Source organism: Paenibacillus sp. FSL H8-0315 (assembly GCF_038005365.1).
Lineage (GTDB): Bacteria > Bacillota > Bacilli > Paenibacillales > Paenibacillaceae > Paenibacillus_AQ > Paenibacillus_AQ odorifer.
In genome coordinates, this window is record NZ_JBBOTA010000001.1 from 695,514 (window position 1) to 714,763 (window position 19,250).

At 43.9% G+C, this 19,250-nt stretch carries 22 protein-coding genes; all 22 read right to left on the reverse strand.

Features of this window, described 5'->3' with window-relative positions; genetic code table 11:
* Window positions 1-26: 26 nt before the first annotated feature.
* The 22 genes from MHB56_RS02865 to fliG all read right to left on the reverse strand — a co-directional run bounded on the left by MHB56_RS02865 (window position 27) and on the right by fliG (window position 19,249).
* A complete protein-coding gene (locus MHB56_RS02865; RefSeq protein ID WP_076276206.1) occupies window positions 27-908 on the reverse strand; it encodes a MinD/ParA family protein in 882 nt (293 codons plus the stop codon).
* Window positions 905-2,290, reverse strand: coding sequence for a flagellar biosynthesis protein FlhF (flhF, locus tag MHB56_RS02870; RefSeq protein ID WP_341143239.1), 1,386 nt, complete (start codon window positions 2,288-2,290; stop codon window positions 905-907). Before flhF ends, MHB56_RS02865 begins: the two co-directional genes overlap by 4 nt.
* Window positions 2,287-4,320, reverse strand: coding sequence for a flagellar biosynthesis protein FlhA (gene flhA / locus MHB56_RS02875; protein ID WP_076182665.1), 2,034 nt, complete (start codon window positions 4,318-4,320; stop codon window positions 2,287-2,289). Before flhA ends, flhF begins: the two co-directional genes overlap by 4 nt.
* A gap of 18 nt (window positions 4,321-4,338) precedes the next feature.
* Window positions 4,339-5,433, reverse strand: coding sequence for a flagellar biosynthesis protein FlhB (flhB, locus tag MHB56_RS02880; protein WP_036688512.1), 1,095 nt, complete (start codon window positions 5,431-5,433; stop codon window positions 4,339-4,341).
* Between the two features lie 22 nt (window positions 5,434-5,455).
* Window positions 5,456-6,241, reverse strand: a complete 786-nt coding sequence (gene fliR / locus MHB56_RS02885; RefSeq protein ID WP_341143240.1) for a flagellar biosynthetic protein FliR — start codon at window positions 6,239-6,241, stop codon at window positions 5,456-5,458.
* Between the two features lie 9 nt (window positions 6,242-6,250).
* Complete coding sequence (gene fliQ, locus MHB56_RS02890; RefSeq protein WP_036688516.1) at window positions 6,251-6,520, reverse strand: flagellar biosynthesis protein FliQ; 270 nt, start codon at window positions 6,518-6,520, stop codon at window positions 6,251-6,253.
* A 21-nt stretch (window positions 6,521-6,541) separates the two neighbouring features.
* Window positions 6,542-7,303, reverse strand: coding sequence for a flagellar type III secretion system pore protein FliP (gene fliP, locus MHB56_RS02895; RefSeq protein ID WP_036688518.1), 762 nt, complete (start codon window positions 7,301-7,303; stop codon window positions 6,542-6,544).
* Window positions 7,300-7,824 carry a flagellar biosynthetic protein FliO gene (locus tag MHB56_RS02900; protein WP_036688521.1) on the reverse strand — a complete coding sequence of 175 codons (525 nt, stop codon included), beginning with the start codon at window positions 7,822-7,824 and terminating at the stop codon, window positions 7,300-7,302. The genes fliP and MHB56_RS02900 overlap by 4 nt, the downstream gene beginning before the upstream one ends.
* A gap of 9 nt (window positions 7,825-7,833) precedes the next feature.
* Window positions 7,834-8,199, reverse strand: coding sequence for a response regulator (locus tag MHB56_RS02905; RefSeq protein ID WP_076127811.1), 366 nt, complete (start codon window positions 8,197-8,199; stop codon window positions 7,834-7,836).
* Between the two features lie 26 nt (window positions 8,200-8,225).
* The gene (gene fliY, locus MHB56_RS02910) at window positions 8,226-9,530 is read right to left on the reverse strand and encodes a flagellar motor switch phosphatase FliY (protein WP_076182668.1); all 1,305 of its coding nucleotides are present in this window, start codon (window positions 9,528-9,530) and stop codon (window positions 8,226-8,228) included.
* Window positions 9,520-10,518 carry a flagellar motor switch protein FliM gene (fliM, locus tag MHB56_RS02915; RefSeq protein WP_036688529.1) on the reverse strand — a complete coding sequence of 333 codons (999 nt, stop codon included), beginning with the start codon at window positions 10,516-10,518 and terminating at the stop codon, window positions 9,520-9,522. Before fliM ends, fliY begins: the two co-directional genes overlap by 11 nt.
* Window positions 10,519-10,557: 39 nt before the next feature.
* On the reverse strand, window positions 10,558-11,025 hold the full coding sequence (locus tag MHB56_RS02920; RefSeq protein WP_076100380.1) for a flagellar basal body-associated FliL family protein: 468 nt from the start codon (window positions 11,023-11,025) through the stop codon (window positions 10,558-10,560).
* Entirely contained in the window at window positions 11,022-11,246 is a 225-nt protein-coding gene (locus MHB56_RS02925; RefSeq protein WP_036688535.1) for a flagellar FlbD family protein, read from the reverse strand. The genes MHB56_RS02920 and MHB56_RS02925 overlap by 4 nt, the downstream gene beginning before the upstream one ends.
* A gap of 89 nt (window positions 11,247-11,335) precedes the next feature.
* Entirely contained in the window at window positions 11,336-12,154 is an 819-nt protein-coding gene (gene flgG, locus MHB56_RS02930) for a flagellar basal body rod protein FlgG (RefSeq protein ID WP_036688538.1), read from the reverse strand.
* Between the two features lie 104 nt (window positions 12,155-12,258).
* A complete protein-coding gene (locus tag MHB56_RS02935) occupies window positions 12,259-12,642 on the reverse strand; it encodes a TIGR02530 family flagellar biosynthesis protein (protein ID WP_036688541.1) in 384 nt (127 codons plus the stop codon).
* The gene (locus MHB56_RS02940) at window positions 12,639-13,136 is read right to left on the reverse strand and encodes a flagellar hook capping FlgD N-terminal domain-containing protein (RefSeq protein WP_036688543.1); all 498 of its coding nucleotides are present in this window, start codon (window positions 13,134-13,136) and stop codon (window positions 12,639-12,641) included. The genes MHB56_RS02935 and MHB56_RS02940 overlap by 4 nt, the downstream gene beginning before the upstream one ends.
* A 33-nt stretch (window positions 13,137-13,169) precedes the next feature.
* Entirely contained in the window at window positions 13,170-14,651 is a 1,482-nt protein-coding gene (locus MHB56_RS02945; protein WP_341143241.1) for a flagellar hook-length control protein FliK, read from the reverse strand.
* Between the two features lie 24 nt (window positions 14,652-14,675).
* Window positions 14,676-15,593, reverse strand: a complete 918-nt coding sequence (locus MHB56_RS02950; RefSeq protein WP_076127908.1) for a MotE family protein — start codon at window positions 15,591-15,593, stop codon at window positions 14,676-14,678.
* A 39-nt stretch (window positions 15,594-15,632) separates the two neighbouring features.
* Window positions 15,633-16,076 carry a flagellar export protein FliJ gene (gene fliJ / locus MHB56_RS02955; RefSeq protein ID WP_036688544.1) on the reverse strand — a complete coding sequence of 148 codons (444 nt, stop codon included), beginning with the start codon at window positions 16,074-16,076 and terminating at the stop codon, window positions 15,633-15,635.
* A 9-nt stretch (window positions 16,077-16,085) separates the two neighbouring features.
* On the reverse strand, window positions 16,086-17,399 hold the full coding sequence (fliI, locus tag MHB56_RS02960; RefSeq protein WP_036688546.1) for a flagellar protein export ATPase FliI: 1,314 nt from the start codon (window positions 17,397-17,399) through the stop codon (window positions 16,086-16,088).
* The gene (locus tag MHB56_RS02965; RefSeq protein ID WP_036688548.1) at window positions 17,392-18,240 is read right to left on the reverse strand and encodes a FliH/SctL family protein; all 849 of its coding nucleotides are present in this window, start codon (window positions 18,238-18,240) and stop codon (window positions 17,392-17,394) included. Before MHB56_RS02965 ends, fliI begins: the two co-directional genes overlap by 8 nt.
* On the reverse strand, window positions 18,233-19,249 hold the full coding sequence (fliG, locus tag MHB56_RS02970) for a flagellar motor switch protein FliG (RefSeq protein WP_036688550.1): 1,017 nt from the start codon (window positions 19,247-19,249) through the stop codon (window positions 18,233-18,235). Before fliG ends, MHB56_RS02965 begins: the two co-directional genes overlap by 8 nt.
* Between the last annotated feature and the right edge of the window lies 1 nt (window position 19,250).

Consider the following 19,250-nt stretch of genomic DNA (forward strand, 5'->3'; position numbering starts at 1 on the left):
CCACCTCTGTCCCAAATTCAGAACAACTATTTACTTCGCTTTAACCATTTATGGATAAAGCCTTTAATCCCTTGGACTTTTGTGGTCTTTTTAGAATCAATGGTCAAATAACTTAGGGCAAGCCGATGTATATCCTTTGCAGCAATACTGTTTGGAAAAGCCAATGTGAAAGGCGTTTGCCTTTTGACAGCCTGCACTACATGGGCATCTGAGCTTATATGACCAAGATAAGAAATATCTAATTGCAAAAAACGACTGGCGGCCATTCGGATCTTGTCGCTTGTCGCTATGGCTTCCCTTTCATCACCTGCCTGGTTCACAATCAATTTAAAGGAAGTCTCAGGATAGGAACGATTCACAACCTTCATTAATGCGTATGCATCTGTGATAGCTGTTGGTTCTGGTGTAGTAACGACTAAGCAATCGTCGGCAGAAGTTATAAACTTCATCGTTTCCTTAGATAATCCAGCACCTGTATCGAATAAAATATAATCCATGCTGTCCGCGATAAGTGCTATCTGATTTGTGAAATAATCAAGATCAGACTCTGAAAGAGTAAATAGCTCATCCATTCCAGAGCCACCAGCTATAAAAGGGAGCGAATTCGGACCGTATTGAATAATCTGCTCGATATCCGCTTCTCTTTTTAACAAATGATAAAGATTATATCTCGCCGATACGCCCATCAACACATCTATATTAGCCATGCCGATATCTGCATCGAACAGCAAAACCCGTTTGCCCATAGCCTTTAAAGTTAGAGCGAAGTTAAGTGTAAAATTCGACTTACCAACGCCCCCTTTACCACTACACACCGTAATGATCCTGGCGGATGATCCCCCTCTTACAGCTACTTTAGAATCCTGACTGGATACAAGCTGTCTTAAGGATTGTGCCTGATCCATCATGTTTCACCTGTTCCAAGAAGCAACTCACTAAGCTGTCCTTTGGTAGCCATAAGCAGATCATCAGGTACATTTTGACCATCAGTCATATAAGACAAGGTAAGTGGGAAGTCATTCAGGACATTAAAGAGCGGGCCGTAACTCCCCGTCTCATCCAGCTTTGTGAAAATAACCTTATCCAGTCTATATCTGCCGAAATGCTCTGCAATAAGTTTCATATCACGGCTTTTGGAGGTCAGGCTAAGCACAAGATAGGTTTCACTTCTCAATTCCTTCGCAAGCAAGCTTTGCAGTTCTGCTACTAGCATATCATTGCGATAATTTCGGCCAGCTGTATCCATTAATACTAGATCACAACTCTCCAAGCGAAAGAGTGCTCTTTGCAAATCTCCTGGCGATTGGACAACCTCCAGTGGAACATTGAGGATAGCAGCATAGGTTCGCAACTGTTCAACAGCTGAGATTCTATACGTATCGGAGGTGATAAAACCTACCTTGCGTCCGTGCTTAAATAGCTGTTCTGCCGCAAGCTTAGCTATGGTTGTGGTCTTTCCAACTCCAGTGGGTCCGGCAATATATACAATTTGAGTATCCCGGGCAATTCCATCAGCAATTCGTCCCGTCAGGAAACCATCAATCTGTTCTTTAAGAGATCCCATAAATTTCTCTGGTCCCCAAGTACGCCCTTCATCTACCCAACGTTCCGAGATGTTACTGATCCATTCCTCAACAAGCACAGCATCCATTTCTTGCTCTAATAAAAGATCCCGTAGCTCCTGCAGACTGTCTGGAAGTTCTCTTCCACCTGAGGATTGTCTGGCAATTCGCTCCATCCAGAGCTTCATATCTCTAATCTCACGAAGAACATCATTTTCGAGAGCAGTGGCAACCTCTGGCGATTGTTCTAATCCTAATGATTCATACAACGCTGATACAGAAGGTGCATCTTCCAGATTTAATTCAGGAAGTTTTTGCTCAGGTACTGGCTCCGGATGCTTGGCTATCGATTCTTGTACATTGATAGCTTCCGATAAGGCTGCGGCAATCTCAGCAAACGTCCGTGACTCTTCTGGCTTTTCTAATGAAACAGAAGGTACGGTAGGTATAGAAGGTGTAGTGGAAGCAGATGACGCTTTTTGATAAGCCTGTGGTACTGCACTCCGTGGAATGTTCATCGCTGGCGCAGCCGGCTTTTTTGGAACATTATTCTTCTCTGCCTTTTCTACTGCTGCTACAACTTCTATTTTTTTCTTCTTAAATAACCCTAAAAATCCGCCGATTTTGATTTCCTTTGTACTTAAAATGACGGCCTCGCTCCCAAGCTCGTTGCGAATGGAAAGCATGGCGTCAGGCATCGAATCGACCACGTAACGCTTCACTCTCATAAATTCACCACTCCGACGCTTTGTATTTCAATGTTAGGCTCTAGCTCGCTATAAGACAGTACAGGAATGTCCTGCATCGTTCGTTCAATCACCTGCCGCAAATACATACGAATGGTTGGTGATGTGAGCACTATTGGCTGTTGCCCTGTCTGCAGCAATCGATTGATCTGTTCACTTAACCGCTGATAGATCGTTTGTGTCGAAGTTGGATCTAGGGCCAAATAACTTCCCTGTTCAGATTGCTGCACACTCTCGGAAATTTTCTTTTCAAGATTAGGTCCAACTGTGATGACTTTCAGTGTCTCTCCTGCTTGTGAGAATTGCTGAGTAATCTGTCTGGACAAGGACTGACGAACATATTCAGTGAGAATATCCGGATCCTTGGTGTATGTCCCATAATCCGCCAATGTTTCAAAAATCGTAACCAAATCTCTGATCGATATCTTTTCACGAAGCAGCTTAGCAAGCACCTTCTGCACATCCCCAATCGCCAATACAGAAGGAATAAGATCGTCGACGAGCACTGGATAATTATCCCTAAGGTTGTCCACCAGCATCTTAGTTTCCTGTCTTCCTATCAGCTCATGTCCATGACGTTTGATTAACTCCGTCAGATGTGTTGCGACAACAGATGGAGGGTCTACTACAGTATAGCCGGACAGTTCAGCCCGCTCTTTAACCGATTCATCAATCCATAATGCTGGAAGCCCAAAGGATGGTTCGATGGTCTCAATACCGTTTATAGATTCATCATCATATCCTGGACTCATTGCAAGGTAATGATTAAGTAATAATTCACCACCGCCGACTGTATTTCCTTTAATTTTTATGACATATTCATTCGGTTTTAGTTGAATATTGTCGCGAATGCGAATAACAGGTACTACAAGACCCATTTCTAGGGCACATTGCCGTCGAATCATGATGATACGATCTAACAGATCGCCTCCCTGACCTGTATCCGCCAAAGGAATAAGACCATAACCAAACTCGAATTCAATGGGATCAACTGACAGCAAATTAATGACACTTTCCGGACTTCGTACCTCTTCAATCTGCTTCTCTTCAACAAGTTGCTCTTCGGCAATCTGTTTCTTATTTAAATTTTGTCCCATACGGTAGGCTGCAAAAGCCAGCAATCCGGCCAATGGGAGCGTTGTAATCATATGTATGGGTGTAAAGAGTCCAAGAAAAGCTACCGTAACTGCGACAATATACAACAATTTCGGATAGGACAATAACTGTCCTGTCAGCTCTTCTGCAAGATTACCTTCCGAAGAAGCTCTAGTAACAATCAAGCCGGCTGCTGTCGAAATCAGCAAAGCTGGAATTTGACTGACGAGACCGTCCCCAATGGTCAATACAGAATAAGTGGATAACGCAGTAGCAAAGTCCATCCCGTGAACCATCATACCGATGATAAATCCACCGATGAGATTGATCAGCAAGATGATAATACTCGCAATCGCGTCTCCTTTAACGAATTTACTCGCACCGTCCATGGCTCCGAAAAAATCCGCTTCGCGTTCTACGTTACGACGACGCTCACGTGCCTGGGTTTCGTTAATCATGCCTGCGTTAAGATCGGCATCAATACTCATTTGCTTACCGGGCATCGCATCCAAGGTAAATCTAGCGCCTACCTCAGCTACGCGCTCTGAACCTTTGGTGATAACAATAAACTGAACTACTACCAGGATCAGAAACACGATAAATCCAACAGCAATTTGTCCGCCAGCGATCCAGCTACCGAAAGTAGATACCACTGAACCGGCATCTCCATAAGTCAGGATCAGTTTTGTAGTCGAGATGTTAAGTGACAGACGAAACAGTGTGGTTACTAGGAGCAATGAAGGGAAAATTGAAAATTCGAGTGCATTTTTCGTATTCATAGCAACCAGAATGATAATTAATGCGATTGAGATGTTAATAACAAGCAAAACGTCCAATAGCCAGGACGGGATAGGCAGAATCATCATAAGCACGATCCCGATGATGCCTAGCAAAACTGTTAAATCTTTAGCTTTCAATGTCCTAACCCCCCCGCCTTATCTCCTCTTACCTTTAAGCTTATATACATATGCCAGCACTTCAGCCACAGCCTGGAACAGATCATTTGGAACGACATCTCCAATCTCTGCCCTTTGGAATAATGCCCGTGCCAGCGGTTTGTTTTCCATAGTCACGACGCCGTGCTCTTTAGCCAGCTCCCGGATGCGAAGTGCTACATAATCCTGCCCTTTTGCTATAATCTGCGGCGCTTCCATCTTGGTACCGTCATATTTAAGCGCAACAGCAAAGTGCGTAGGATTCGTAATGATTACATCCGCATTTGGAACTTCCTGCATCATACGCTGCATGGCCATTCTACGTTGGCGTTCCCTGATCTTACCTTTGATTAGAGGGTCACCCTCCATTTTTTTGTATTCATCCTTGATATCCTGCTTGGACATTTTCAGGCTTTTTTCATGCTCGTACTTCTGATACATGTAGTCCAGAAAAGCCATAGCCAATAGGGCAGCCCCGATTTTCAAGCCAAGACTCATCGTCAGCTTGGCCGCAAATTTAAAAATCCCCTCCGCACTGATATGCGACAGGGATGCAAAGTTCTTCTTTTCTCCCCATAAAGTGCTATATACCAGATAAGCGATAATTAGAAGCTTAAATATGGATTTCAGGAACTCGACAAACGAACGCATGGAGAAAATATTTTTGAACCCTTTTATCGGATTAAGCTTGCTGAATTTAGGGGTGATCCCCTCTCCAGTGGTCATAAAGCCCACCTGCGCCAGATTGCTTACCAGCGCCATAACAAAAACTATTCCAAGTAATGGAGCTAGCAAAATCAGTATTTGTAGTCCATATTGATTAAATAGCAGCGTTATATTCTCAGGAGTTACCTCCAGTGTCATTTGATTCTGAAATACATCCATATATAGCTTCATGAAGCGTTCTTTCATAAAACCACCAAACATCATCAAGCTAACTACTGCGGATAACAATACAACTGCACCGGATAGCTCAGCACTTTTGGCTACTTGACCCTTTTTACGAGCATCTTGCCGTTTCTTCGGGGTTGCTTTTTCCGTCTTTTCACCGGCGAATTGTTGAAGATCCAGTCTATACCGCTTCGTCTTAGGCATAATACGCTCCCCTTACGGTCACCTACGGACTCTTCCCCATGAGATTCAATAAATTCTCCATGGATTCGAACATGATATCGAAGAGATTCTGAAACAGCACAGCCAGACCAGGCATCAGCACTAAAAGCAGTGCAAGACCTATAATGATTTTGAGCGGAACCCCAATAACAAATACATTATATTGCGGAGCCGTTCTCGCCAAGAAAGCAAGGCCAACATCAGTCAGAAACAGCGCAGTTACTAAAGGAGCCGACATTTGAAAAGCGAGTACAAAGGACTGAGCAAATGTTCGAACCAGAAACTCTGACAAACTACCGTCAATCATGCCTAGAAATAAATCATTATTCATAGGAACCCATTTATAACTGTACACAATAGCATCTAGCAGATGGTGATGACCATTCATGCTCAGAAACATTAGCAGGGCTATCATATATTTGAAATTACCAAGAATTGGTGCAGACGTTCCAGTCATAGGATCGATAACATTAGCAATACCGAAGCCCATCTGAATATCAATAAATGAACCTGCTGTCTGAATCGCCATAAACATCAAATATCCAACGAAACCTAGCAATAATCCTATTAATACCTCTCTGGCAATCAGCAAAATATAACTGAAATCCTGCGGGATCGTAAGCCCTGTTCCGTTAGCACTAAAGACAACCAATGCTACAAAAAAAGAAATGCCAATCTTAAAGGTTGTCGGGACCCCTTGTGAAGAAAATACAGGAACGACAACAAAAAAAGCGGTTATTCGACAAAAAATAAGCAAAAAGACGGGTAAACTTTGCAGTATGGTCTCCATGTTCATTGATTAACCAATATACATATAGAGATTACCCAAAATTTGGCTTGTAAAGTCAATCAGCTTCGTGATGATCCACGGACCAAATAGCAATAAAGCCAGTAGCACTGCGACGATTTTGGGAACAAACGCTAGCGTCTGTTCCTGAATCTGTGTCGTAGCCTGAAAAATACTGATTATTAGCCCTACCACCAGACCAAGAATCAGCATGGGTGCGCTGACTTCCAGCACTAAATATACGGCTTGGCTTGCTAGCCCGATTATAAACTCCGTACTCATCCCTCATGCCTCCTCTTTAGGTCAGGTGTTAAAACTAAGAAGTAGTGATTTAATGACTAAGTACCAGCCGTCTACCAGTACAAAGAGCATTATTTTAAAAGGTAATGAAATCATAACCGGGGGAAGCATCATCATCCCCATGGCCATCAGTGTGCTCGCCACAACAATATCAATAATCAGGAATGGTATGAAAATTAAGAAGCCCATTGTAAAAGCCTTTTTCAATTCGCCAATTGCAAAAGCTGGCACCATCACCGTCAGTGGAATATCACTGTATGTAGCCGGTTTAGTAGATCCGGTATAACCGGTGTATTTCATAAATAACAGAAGATCTTTGGTGTTCGTCTGTTTAAACATAAATTCTTTCATCGGATCAGCAGCTTTATCAAAAGCCTCAGTTTGGGTGATTGTCCCCTTCATATACGGCTGCAACGCATTTTCATTCACTGTGGCCAGCGTTGGTGACATAATGAACAGGGTCAAAAACAGAGCAAGTCCTACCAGCACCTGGTTCGGAGGCATTGCCTGAGTACCCAGCGAGGTTCTCACAAAACCTAATACGATTACAATTCTAGTAAAGCTAGTCATAAGAACCAGAAACGCCGGAGCAATACTCAGAACCGTAACAAGAAGAAGAATTGATATGGAACTGGTACCACTGCTTGAACCTTCATTACCGACCTGAATATTAACATTAGGTATAGGATCAGCATGTATCGGCGTCATCATAACCACACTGATAATACCGAACAGCAGAATAGCAAGAATTAGCTTCTTTTTCATATATTCCTCGACTCATCCTTAGTAACATCATCCCGAAGCAGCTCTTCCATTTTCTCTTTACGCTCTGGTGCAGAACGAAGCTTGGATTGCAGAGTCTCGTAAAAAGATGATGTTTCACTAAGTTCAATTTCCTGAGATGGAACCTCCCCACGCAGCTTTACCTTTACCTTGGCAATAAGCGGTGCGAGGAAATTATTCTGGTTAGAGGACTGATCCTCAAATGCCGCAATGATCAATGCTACCTCATCCGGATCGGTGACTTTATCCAAAATGGATATATTCTCACCAATCCCGATTAAGTAAAGACTGCTTCCCAGTTCGATAACCTGCATCGACTTATTAGGTCCAAGCCCTATTGCACCAAGCGTTCTTATGGAACGGTTGCTCATAAAGGTCTGATTACGTCGTCCAAGAAAACGAATTAGTACCACTATAAGTACAATGATTATCGCCAGGACAATAATAACTTTAAACAAATTCAGCAGGGTGTTACTGCTTCCGAGCGTTTCGGAATATAACATGACTTTATCCTACGCGCCCAACGTTTTGTTAATAGCTTCGATAACCCGGTCAGCTTGGAAAGGCTTCACGATAAAGTCTTTAGCTCCTGCTTGGATTGCATCGATAACCATAGCCTGCTGGCCCATGGCTGAACACATAATAACCTTTGCAGCCGGATCTACTTTTTTGATTTCTTTCAGGGCGGCGATTCCGTCCATCTCAGGCATAGTAATATCCATCGTGATGAGGTCCGGACGCAGTTCCTTGAATTTTTCTATCGCTTGAGAACCGTCCTGAGCTTCGCCCACTACTTCAAATCCGTTTTTCGACAAAATGTCACGGATCATCATTCTCATAAATGCTGCATCGTCCACGATTAGAATTCGGTTAGCCATTTTTACAAAATCCTCCCTAAGTATGCTTATTGTAATTTCTGAATTCGGTCCCACTGGCTGACGATATCCGTAACGCGTACGCCAAAGTTTTCGTCGATAACAACGACTTCACCTTTGGCAATAAGCTTGTTGTTAACCAAAATATCTACAGGCTCACCTGCGAGCTTGTCCAGCTCAATAATTGAGCCTTGTGACATTTCTAAAATATCTTTGATCTGCTTCTGGGTCCTTCCTAATTCTACGGTTACTCTAAGCGGTATGTCCATCAATAAATTTAAATTATTTTCATCAATATGACCAAAGGCCCCACCATTCAGATTTGCAAATTGCACAGGCTGTACATTTACATTGCGATTTGCCTCAGAATTAAGCGGTGGTGTCTGTCCATATGGCATCCCTTGCGGTGGCATACCGTATGGTGGCATCCCAGGCATTCCGTATGCTGGCATACCCGCTGGAGGATAATAATACCCGCCTTCTGGCATCCCTGGATACGGTGGCATACCCTGCGGTGGATATGGTGGTTGCGTTCCTCCTGCGGGCTGTGAGGGCGCCTGTTGCACCGGAGGTGCTGGAGGTGGTGTCTCAGCAGAATTAGTCACGGCAGGTGTTTCAGCCATTGTGACCGCTGCCTCCTCCTCTGCAGGACTAACATCACCAAGAAGCATGGATACCATATCTTTTGCGAACTGAACAGGCAAAAGCTGCATAATAGTAGAATCTATCAAATCACCAATTTTAAGCCGGAACGAAATACGAATTAGGGTCTCATCGTCTGGCAGACTGCCTACTCCTTCTCCGCTGGACATATTCAAAATGTCGATACCCGGAGGCGAGATATTAACAAAACGATTAAAAATCGTAGACATCGATGTAGCAGAAGAACCCATCATTTGATTCATAGCTTCTTGCACAGCGCTAATATGAATTTCATTCAACTCTTCATCCTTAGGTTCGCCAGCACCGCCAAGCATCAGATCGGCAATGACCTGCGCATCCCTAATCTTAATAACAAGTGAGTTAATGCCTTGAAACCCATCCACATATTGAACGTGAACAGCTACATGCGGTTTAGGAAAAGCGATTTCAAACTCCCCGCGTGTAATGATCGAAACTTGAGGGGTTGTAATATCTACTTTTTTCCCTAGTAAAGTGGAAAGTGCTGTTGCTGCACTGCCAAACGTTATATTACCAATTTCGCCCAAAGCATCCTGTTCAAACGGTGTTAGATAGTCATCTACCGTTTTCTCCGTAGGAGCTAATGAGCCCTCCGCAGATTGTCTCAGAAGGGCGTCGATTTCTTCTTGGGATAAATAATCTTTACTCGTCAAATTCTTCAACTCCTTCATTGACAATTTCGTCTATTTGCACGGCTACCCGATCTTTAACCATTCCGGGACTTCCGATGAACTTAAGCTTCTCCCCTACCTTAATCGACAGTCCAGAATCTACGTTTCTGTTGAGAGAAATCACGTCACCGACACTAAGCCCTAAGAATTCAGATATGGATAAGCTCGATTCTCCAAGTTCAGCAACAATCGGCAGCTTCGCTTTATGAACTCTAGCTCTAATGGCCAGTAGCTCATCTTCATCCCGCGTCTTCTTCTCTGTCACAAACCATTGGTGAACAGAAAGTCTGGACATGATAGGCTCTAGAACGACATGCGGTATACAAAGATTGATCATGCCTGTTGTGTCTCCAATTTTGGTACTTAGAGAGATTAATGCAATGGTCTCATTGGGCGATACAATCTGCATGAACTGCGGGTTCGTCTCAAGAGCTTCCATCCGCGGATGAATATCCAGCACCGTTTTCCAAGCCTCCTGCAGACTCTCAAAACATCTACTAAAGATACGCTCCATAATCGTTGTTTCGATCTCAGTTAGAGCATTAATCTTAGAAGGTGCAGTTCCAAAGCCTCCAAGCAACCTGTCCAGCATAGCAAAAGCAATGTTAGGATGAACTTCCATTACCATGCGGCCCTCTAAAGGTTCTGCTTCAAAAATGTTCAATATCGTCATTTTCGGTATGGAGCGAATAAATTCATCATAAGGGAGCTGCTCTACTTGAACGACATTAATCTGAACGAAGGTGCGCAATTGGGCTGAAAAATACGTTGTAAGATAACGGGCGAAATTGTCATGTATCCGTGTAAGACTGCGGATATGATCTTTGGAAAAGCGGACAGCCCGTTTAAAGTCATAAGAGCGGATTTTCTTCTGAGTTTCTTCCTTTTTAAGTTCATCGGCGTCCATCTCACCTGAAGAAAGTGCAGCAAGTAGAGCATCAATTTCGTTTTGTGATAGTACATCAACCAATTCAATCACCCCCCCATCAAAGAATTATCAGGAATAAAGCTACACAGAAGCCAAAAGGAATTTGGTGATTTCGATCTGAGTAATTTGGCCCTCAGTCAATGTCTTATTGATCAGATTAATAAGCTTACTGCTAAGCTGATCTTTTCCATTCGCTCCATTAAGGTCCTCAGGTTTGGTATCTGCAAGCGTCTTGATAATTATTGGTTTGATTTTGATCTCTTTTATTTTTTCGAATTCTTCCTTTGATTTCGCAGAACTCAGTTGGAAGGCGAAATCTACTTGAAGGATAAAATCGGGATCAGCAAGATTTGTTTTGATATCAATGATCTCTGCCGTCAATTCGACGATTTCATCTGCAGTTAAATGTTTTGTTTCCACATTTTGAACAGCAGCACTTACCTCGTTCGTATCTTTCGGAAAGATCCTGTCCATTAGTAAAAATGCGGCGACCACGATCAGAGTAATCGCTAGTAATATCGTGATGAGCCACGGCATCATCTTTTTCATGTTAGCTCCTCCATTGACTGGATTTTAATGGTGGCAGCATATGTGCCTATGTCCCTGTTATAATCCCGGATCTTCGTAATAACCTCATCGGCTTTTTCGAGAACGATCAGTCTTTTTCCGGTTACGAGCGTAATATATGTATCCGGGCTTTCTTCTACCATTTCGACCAGTAGGGCATTGATCCACATCGGTGTTCCATTTAATCTTGTTACCGATATCATAACAGGCCTCCTAACAAAATAGGGGGAGGAGTAACTCCCCCACGACTCCGCATGAACCATTTAAGAAAATATAGAATTTATTGATTAAATTAACGCTTCAGGTTTACTACTTCCTGCAGCACTTCATCAGAAGTTGTGATGATACGGGAATTCGCCTGGAATCCACGCTGTGATACGATCATTTCTGTAAATTCATTGGTAAGATCCACATTGGACATTTCCAGCTGTCCAGAGATGATTGCCCCGGTGCCATCTTCTGTATTGTTCGCTGTAGTCGGAACTAGTTCGCCTTCTGCATTCGCATTAAGTGTCATACGATACAGATTGCCTCCGATTTTCTCCAGACCAGATGGGTTAGTAACCTTGGCTACACCAATCTTCACCCCAGCTCCAGTCGTTCCATCTTCCATGGTCTGAACAATTGTTCCATCATTAGAGATAGAAAACGCCGTTACATCGTCACCTAATTGAATGATCCCACCGTCGGAATCTAAAACATGAAGTCCGTCAGCGGTAACCAGATTACGCGCAGCGTCAATGTGGAAATCTCCGGCGCGGGTCAAAAATGCAGTATCTTGATCCTCAGTAAGCTTAACCAGGAAAAAACCATCTCCATCGATACGTAAATCTGTTGGGTTGTTGGTGGTTTGAGCACTACCAGCCAAATGTAGGGTATCTATAGAAGCAATACTAACACCTAGTCCAACTTGTTTCGCATTTACCCCACCTTGACCATCCTCACCCGGTGCAGTAACACCAGAAACGGTTTGGCTCATAATATCCTTGAACATAACACGTCCGGATTTAAACCCGATAGTGTTTACGTTAGCAATATTATTACCGATTACATCAAGCTTAGTTTGAAAGCCTCTCATTCCTGAAACCCCTGAATACATTGATCTTAACATGTTTAATGTCCTCCCAGATTATAGAGTCCTAATAACTTTCCAAGTGAATTGGGACCGCGTCAGTCGGTCAGCGGCCGCCTCGGCTTTCCGTTAGGACCAGCCTATTATGAAATCACTATTGCACTATCGATTTGTGTAAATACATTATCTTTGATCGAGTTACCATCCATAGCAGTAACTACTGTGCGATTAGGAACGCTAACGATAAACGCCAAATCCTTCATTAATATCAAGGATTCTTTACTTCCCTTAGCAGCAGCTTTGTCCACAGCAGATGAAATTTGATCCAACTGACCGCTTCCAAGCTCTATCCCTCTTTGTTCTAGGCGCTTAGCAGCATGATTGCTGAATTTTAATAGTTTCTGTTGCAGTAAACTCTCAAAAGAAGCTTCCCCCGCCACAGACTGCTTAGGCAGCGAAGATCGTTGTAACGTTGTAGAATGCAGGGACGCAGGATACAGTTGGCCTATAGTAAGCCTGTCACTCATATGCTCGCCCCGCTTCCTCCGCTATTCTCCGGAGTATTACTATCTGTACCAGAACCGCTTTCTGGTGTTGCTGCGGCATTCTGAATTTGTGTAATATCGGTTAAAGCAATTCTGTCTTTTCCCACAACCGCATATTGAATACCATTGCTAACAACGATAGATTCAACATTACCTGTCTTAGGCAGCTTTGTGGCGGTGTCTGTCCAAGTAATATCTTTACCAATCAACCCGGATACAGATCCAAGGGACTGATTCATAGCATTAAGCTGAGTAGAGATATTCATCAATTGCTCCACGGATGTAAACTGGGCCATTTGCGCAATAAATTCTTTATCTTCCATCGGTTGCATCGGATCTTGATTTTGCAGCTGAGTAATCAAAATCTTCAAAAACTGATCCTTACCTAAAGTAGAATTACCCGTTGTCCGTGCACTAGAGTCGGGAGTTGTATAATTCCACTGATCTTTAGTAGAGACCGGAACTGTTGTCGCCATAACCACTCACCTCTCTTTCCTTTGTTATTAAAGTTAAGCCTTAGCAGAAAAAGATCCACCTTGGGACTGATCTTCTTGTCCCGCATTTGAAACCCAGTCCTTCCATTCACCATTCAGCTCTGCGGCTAGAACAGCATCACTGGCTTCCTCTCTGCTTTCTTTGGAACGTCTACCCTGCTGTCCACTTCCGGAATTAGGTTGGCGTCCTTCCTGCCCCCATTGCGAATTGAGTGGGGTATTATTTTGCGTAACTTCCAGCTTCTCCACTTGAAGACCTTGAGATTGCAATGCAGCGCGAAGCTGGTTCATTTGTTGTTCCAGCATATCTTTAGCGCCGGTATGTTCAGTCATGAACTGGGCAACTAAATGACCATTTTGCATGGTGATCTTAACATCAACTTGTCCGAGATTTTCTGGAAAAAGGGATATAGTCGCTTCAGCGATCCCACCTTTTTGCACAATCTCTAATTTGCCTGTAATGAAACCTGTCATTTCTTGAGCAAATTGCTGAACCGGTACAGGCGCTGCTGGCACTTCAGCCTTCAGCGGTGCTGTAATTCCTCCGCGCAGAGATAACTGCCCCGCAGTAACAACCTCATGATCCCCTTCGTTAGCTGTAATTCCTAGCGGGGAATCTTGAGCAGATTCTGTTGTCTTCGTTTCCCCGGTTACGCCTGTCTTGATTAACGGTGTGTTCGCAGTCTCTGCTTCAGCTTCTTGCACAGTTCCTGATGTCACAGGCGAGCTTACAACCGTATCATTTTTCACTACAACAGCTTCTCCGGAACGACTGCTCACATTCTGAATTGTTTTATCCGTTTGGTTATTTTTGCTTTCAGTAATAACGGGCTGTTGTAAGGAAGAATCAGAATTAATACTCACATTGCTGGTCTTTCCCTTCCCCTTATTAGTGTTAGAGGAGGACTCTTCTAAAAGCGCTGTGAAATTATTCAATAAACTGATTCCCTTAGTTGCAACTTCCTCATTGCCACTTACTGCAGCTTCTTGAATCATAGAAACTAAACTTTGCAAGTCATCTTGAACTGCAAATCTTAATGTATCAGCATTCTGTGCCAATGGTGACAAGCTTCCAGCCACTTCTGCTTCCGTTGTAGTAGTACCATTCTCTGCAGCATGGCTTCCAGATAGAAGTGCAGATACCTGAAGAATCCAAGCTTGCAAGGCTACCAACAGAGCTGGATCACTACTGATACTTTCATCCAGCTTCTCAACATCAGCAGCAAGTTTTTCAAGGAGTTCACCCTTCTGAGCGTCTTGCCCTGCTTGCTCTTCTCCAGTCGGCTGCACTTCCTTTAACAGGCCTTGCAGCAAAGAAGCTAGATTTCCCAATAGGGGTTCAGCTGGAGTCGACGGGGTGTTGGCATTGCCTCCCATGGTTTGTACCAGGGTTTGAGCAAATGGTGCACTCGTCGTAGTTGTGCCCGTTGTAGTCGATGAACTCCCGTTTACTGCAGTTGCGTTTGCACTCACAAGCGATTGAACGACTAAACTCATTTATTTTTCACCTCCTTTCCCTATCTATTTAGCACCCATCAGACGATTAACAATTTTCGCAGTTTGCGCGCTATCATTTTTAGTCATTTCTCCCAAAATAGATGAACGAACACTATCACTTACGGTATTCATAATCGTCACGACCTTATCAGGGCTAATCTTGTACATTTCTCCTAGTAACGATGCTGCATTAGCAGGAGTCATTGAGCTGAAGGTCTGATTCAACTTTTCCTTATCCAAATTCTTACTGGTTGTTGCTGTTGCTGTTGTGCCGGCATCTTTCTTCAATCTAGATTGAAGGGCTGCGATCGCCATGTCACTCGAAGATGTGGTTTCTTTTAACTTAATCGTTACATCTGCAGCCTTTTGCGGATCCATTTTTTCCAAAATCGCAGTTTTACTCGCTTTATTCATGACACTGAAGATCTGTACCATTTCTTCTGTAGTTAAATTCTCCATGATCGGTGCAGCCTTCGAAGCTTTCATGCCCGCATACAGCTTAGCCAAATCAGAAACCTGTTTCTGATAAGGATCTTCAGTTTCTTCTGTGCTTGCCTCTGCGGTTTCAGCTTCCTTCTTCATACCCTCAATCTGTGACTCTAGCGCCTGAACCTTGGTATCCTGGGCTGTTTTTTCATCTGTAACCTTCTTCAGGTTTTCTTCCTGCTGGGCGAGCTGAGCTTTAAGCTCCTTAATCGTTGTCGCTGAGCTCACTTCCTGCTTTTTGCTTTCTTCCTTCGGTTTAGAAGGATCTGCAGGCGGATCAGGAACCCATTTTTCCAGGATAGGAATTTTATTCGCAACTTCAAGCACATTATTACGAATGTCCATATTAAAAAGCGTCAACAGTACTCCAAGCAGTACTAGCGTGAAGATAATCGGTATCATTAAGAATAAGAACCGCTCAAATTTCCCCGCTGACCCTTCATTTTCAAGTTCCATATCATTATCAATATTAGCCACTAGCGGAAACCTCCCGGGTTAGAGGGATTTCATCGCGAAGCGGACGGTTGCCATCTCATCCAGTTCGTTTTGTTCCCGTAAAATCATACTTTGCTGAAACAGTGTCTCAGCCTTGTCTTTTGCCTTCAACCATACTTTTTCATCTAAAACCTTAGTGCTTAACTGATCTTGTTTCTTCTGGACTTCTTGATGTGCACGGCTAATGTCCGTATGCTTACGGGCAATGCATTTATCCAGATATTCCACATACTCCTGCATTTCACGAATCTTAATCATAGGTGTCTTTTGCTCTGCGGCATTTTGTAAGGATAGCATGATAGCACTCCGCTGAAAGATGAGTTCATCCAGGCTTCTTTCCTGTGCCTGCAATTCTCCAAGCGCGCTTGAGAGCATCCATTCTGCCTGTGTCTTCTCATTGCCCTTCAAGTCAACGACTTTTTGAAAAGTATAATGAAACCTCATAATACCGAATCAACTCCTTGAGAACTGTGAAATTAAAGACTGTTGAACTTCAGCCAGCGTAACTTTTTCATTCACCTTTTGTTTGGTGAAATCCCATATACTGTCGATAAATTCCATCGACTCGTCAATTTGAGCATTAGAGCCTCTTTGATAAGCTCCAATATTAATCAAATCCTCTGAATCCTTATAAACGGCCATAAGGCGTTTCACATTCTCCGCTGCTGCAATCTGTTCTTCTGGAGCAATATCCTTCATTACTCGACTTATGCTGGAAAGAACATCTATTGCTGGAAAATGTCCTTTGTTAGCAATATTTCGATTGAGTACGATATGTCCGTCAAGTATCCCTCGGACTGCATCTGCGATTGGCTCGTTCATGTCATCACCATCAACCAGTACCGTGTAAAAGGCTGTTATAGAGCCTGTAGGACCTGTACCGGCACGTTCCAGCAGTTTGGGTAAGCTGGCAAACACCGAAGGTGTATATCCCCGCATGGCTGGCGGCTCTCCAACTGCAAGTCCAACTTCACGTTGGGCCATGGCATAACGGGTGACCGAATCCATCATCAGCATTACATTAAGGCCACGATCGCGGAAATACTCGGCAATCGTTGTAGCGATAAGCGCACCTTTTATGCGAATCAATGCAGGTTGGTCTGAGGTAGCAACAATTACTACGGATCGCTGCAAGCCCTCTGGTCCCAAATCCCGTTCAATGAAATCCAATACTTCTCTGCCACGCTCACCAATCAAAGCAATAACATTTACGTCAGCCGATGTATTCCGGGCAATCATCCCCATCAAAGTACTCTTGCCGACCCCCGAGCCAGCAAAAATACCGACCCGCTGTCCCTTGCCAATCGTTAGCAAACCGTCAATCGCTCTCACACCAATACTGATGGGTTCCTGCACCCGCGGTCTATTAAGTGGATTGGAAGGAATATTAAAGGTAGAGCTATGTGGCATTCGTGCTGGAATGAGAGAGCCATCAAGCGGCTGCCCCAGACCATCCAGTACTTTTCCTAACAATTCAGAACCTACTTGCACGCTAAGCGGCTTACCAGTGCCCACTACATCACAACCAGGTCCAATCGCCTGCAGTTCACCAAGTGGCATCAATAGTACCTTGTTATCACGGAAACCAACGACCTCAGCTTGCAGCGGTTTGTTTCCTTTAGAAGGGTAGATGTAGCATACATCACCTATACTTGCGTCAGGACCTTCCGATTCAACCATTAGACCGATTACCTGCGTCACTTTCCCATTGATCCTCACCGGATCGAGATTACGAAGTTGCTCCTTATAACGGTTGCTATTAAGCATCGTCTTCCCCATTTCTCTGCTCATCGGTGTCCAGCGCAATTCTTACCAGCTCTTTCTTGATCTCTGCGAGCTGAGTGTCGATTCGAGCATCAATGCTGCCAAAGGAAGAGCGGATAACACATCCTTGGTCTTTTACCGTTGAGTCGGGCAAGATTTGCAGTTCAGCCTGTGAATCAACAGCTAGTGATAATTCTTCCCGAGCAGCATTCACAAAAGCGAACTGCGCTGGGGATACACAAAGTGAGATCAAACCTTGTTCTCGCTTACGAGCCAGATTTTTGCGAATTAAGTCCATTGCGAATTGTGGTTCTACCGTTAACTGCTTGTCCACAATTTTCTCTGCAATATCACAGCTTAACTCTACTAAAAAAGGCTCCGCTTCCTGAATAATCACTTCTCTTGCTTTATACGCCTCAGTCAAAACAGCACGCGCTTCTTCCATCATCTCTGCGATCTTATGCTTCATCTCTTCCTCAGCCTGAGAAACACCTTCCTCATAACCTTGCTGATGAGCTTCAGCTTTGATAGCTTCGATCAGATGTTCATCCTGCTCACGCCGTTGTTTCCACCACTCTTCAGCCTCCGCTTTCGAGGACTCTACAATCTGTTCCGCTTCAAGAGATGCATTCCGAACCTGCTCTTCAGCAAAATCCTGAGCGTCCTTAAGCATTTGCTTACGCGTCTCTTCTGCCTCTTCACGTGCGGGATCATGATAGTCAGTCTCGCTTAAAGTCTCCTCGGGAACGGGCTCCTCAGTTAGGCCCGCATATTGCCGGGCCTGTTCCAGTCTCTTAAAGACATCAACCGGAACATACTGGGAGTGTTTGATCAGCTTAGACAATGATGTCATCTCCTCCGCCACGAGCGATGATAATTTCACCAGACTCTTCGAGTCTGCGGATCGTGCCTACAATACGAGTCTGTGCTTCTTCAACATCACGCAGCCGCACAGGACCCATGTATTCCATTTCTTCTCGGAACGTTTCTGCCATACGCTTGGACATATTTCTGAAAATAACATCCCGTACTTCTTCGCTGGCAACCTTGAGTGCAAGCTGTAAATCCGCATTATCGATATCACGAACAATGCGCTGTATTGAACGATTGTCCACATTAACAATATCTTCGAATACGAACATCCGTTTTTTGATCTCTTCGGCAAGCTCTGGATCTTGAATTTCGAGAGAATCCAGAATCGTACGTTCTGTCCCCCGGTCAACCCCATTCAAGATTTGTACAATTGATTCGATACCACCGGCATTTGTATAATCCTGGGTTACTGTAGCGGAAAGCTTCTGCTCCAGCACACGTTCAATTTGCGTAATTACCTCTGGAGAGGTACTGTCCATCACAGCAATTCTTCTAGCCACCTCTGCCTGCTTCTCTTGAGGAAGCGAGGAAAGGATTGCAGCAGCTTGTTCAAATTGCAGATAAGACAATACAAGTGCAATAGTCTGTACATTTTCATTCTGGATAAAGTTGAGAATCTGATTAGGATCCGCTTTTCGTGCAAAATCGAAAGGTCTTACTTGCAATGTTGCAGTCAGACGATTAATGACCTCCATTGCTTTTGTTGACCCAAGCGCTTTCTCCAGAATTTCTTTAGCGTAGTTAATACCGCCTTGTGATATATATTCCTGGGCGAGGCATATCTGATGGAATTCAGACATGATCGACTCTTTTTCACCGCTGTCCACTTTGCGAACATTAGCAATTTCAAGAGTCAGCTGTTCAATCTCCTCGTCTCTTAAATGTTTGAAAATTTGCGCCGATACCTCGGGCCCTAGTGTGATAAGCAGGATCGCAGCTTTTTGACGGCCACTAAGTCCCTGCTGGCTAGCCTTTGCCATT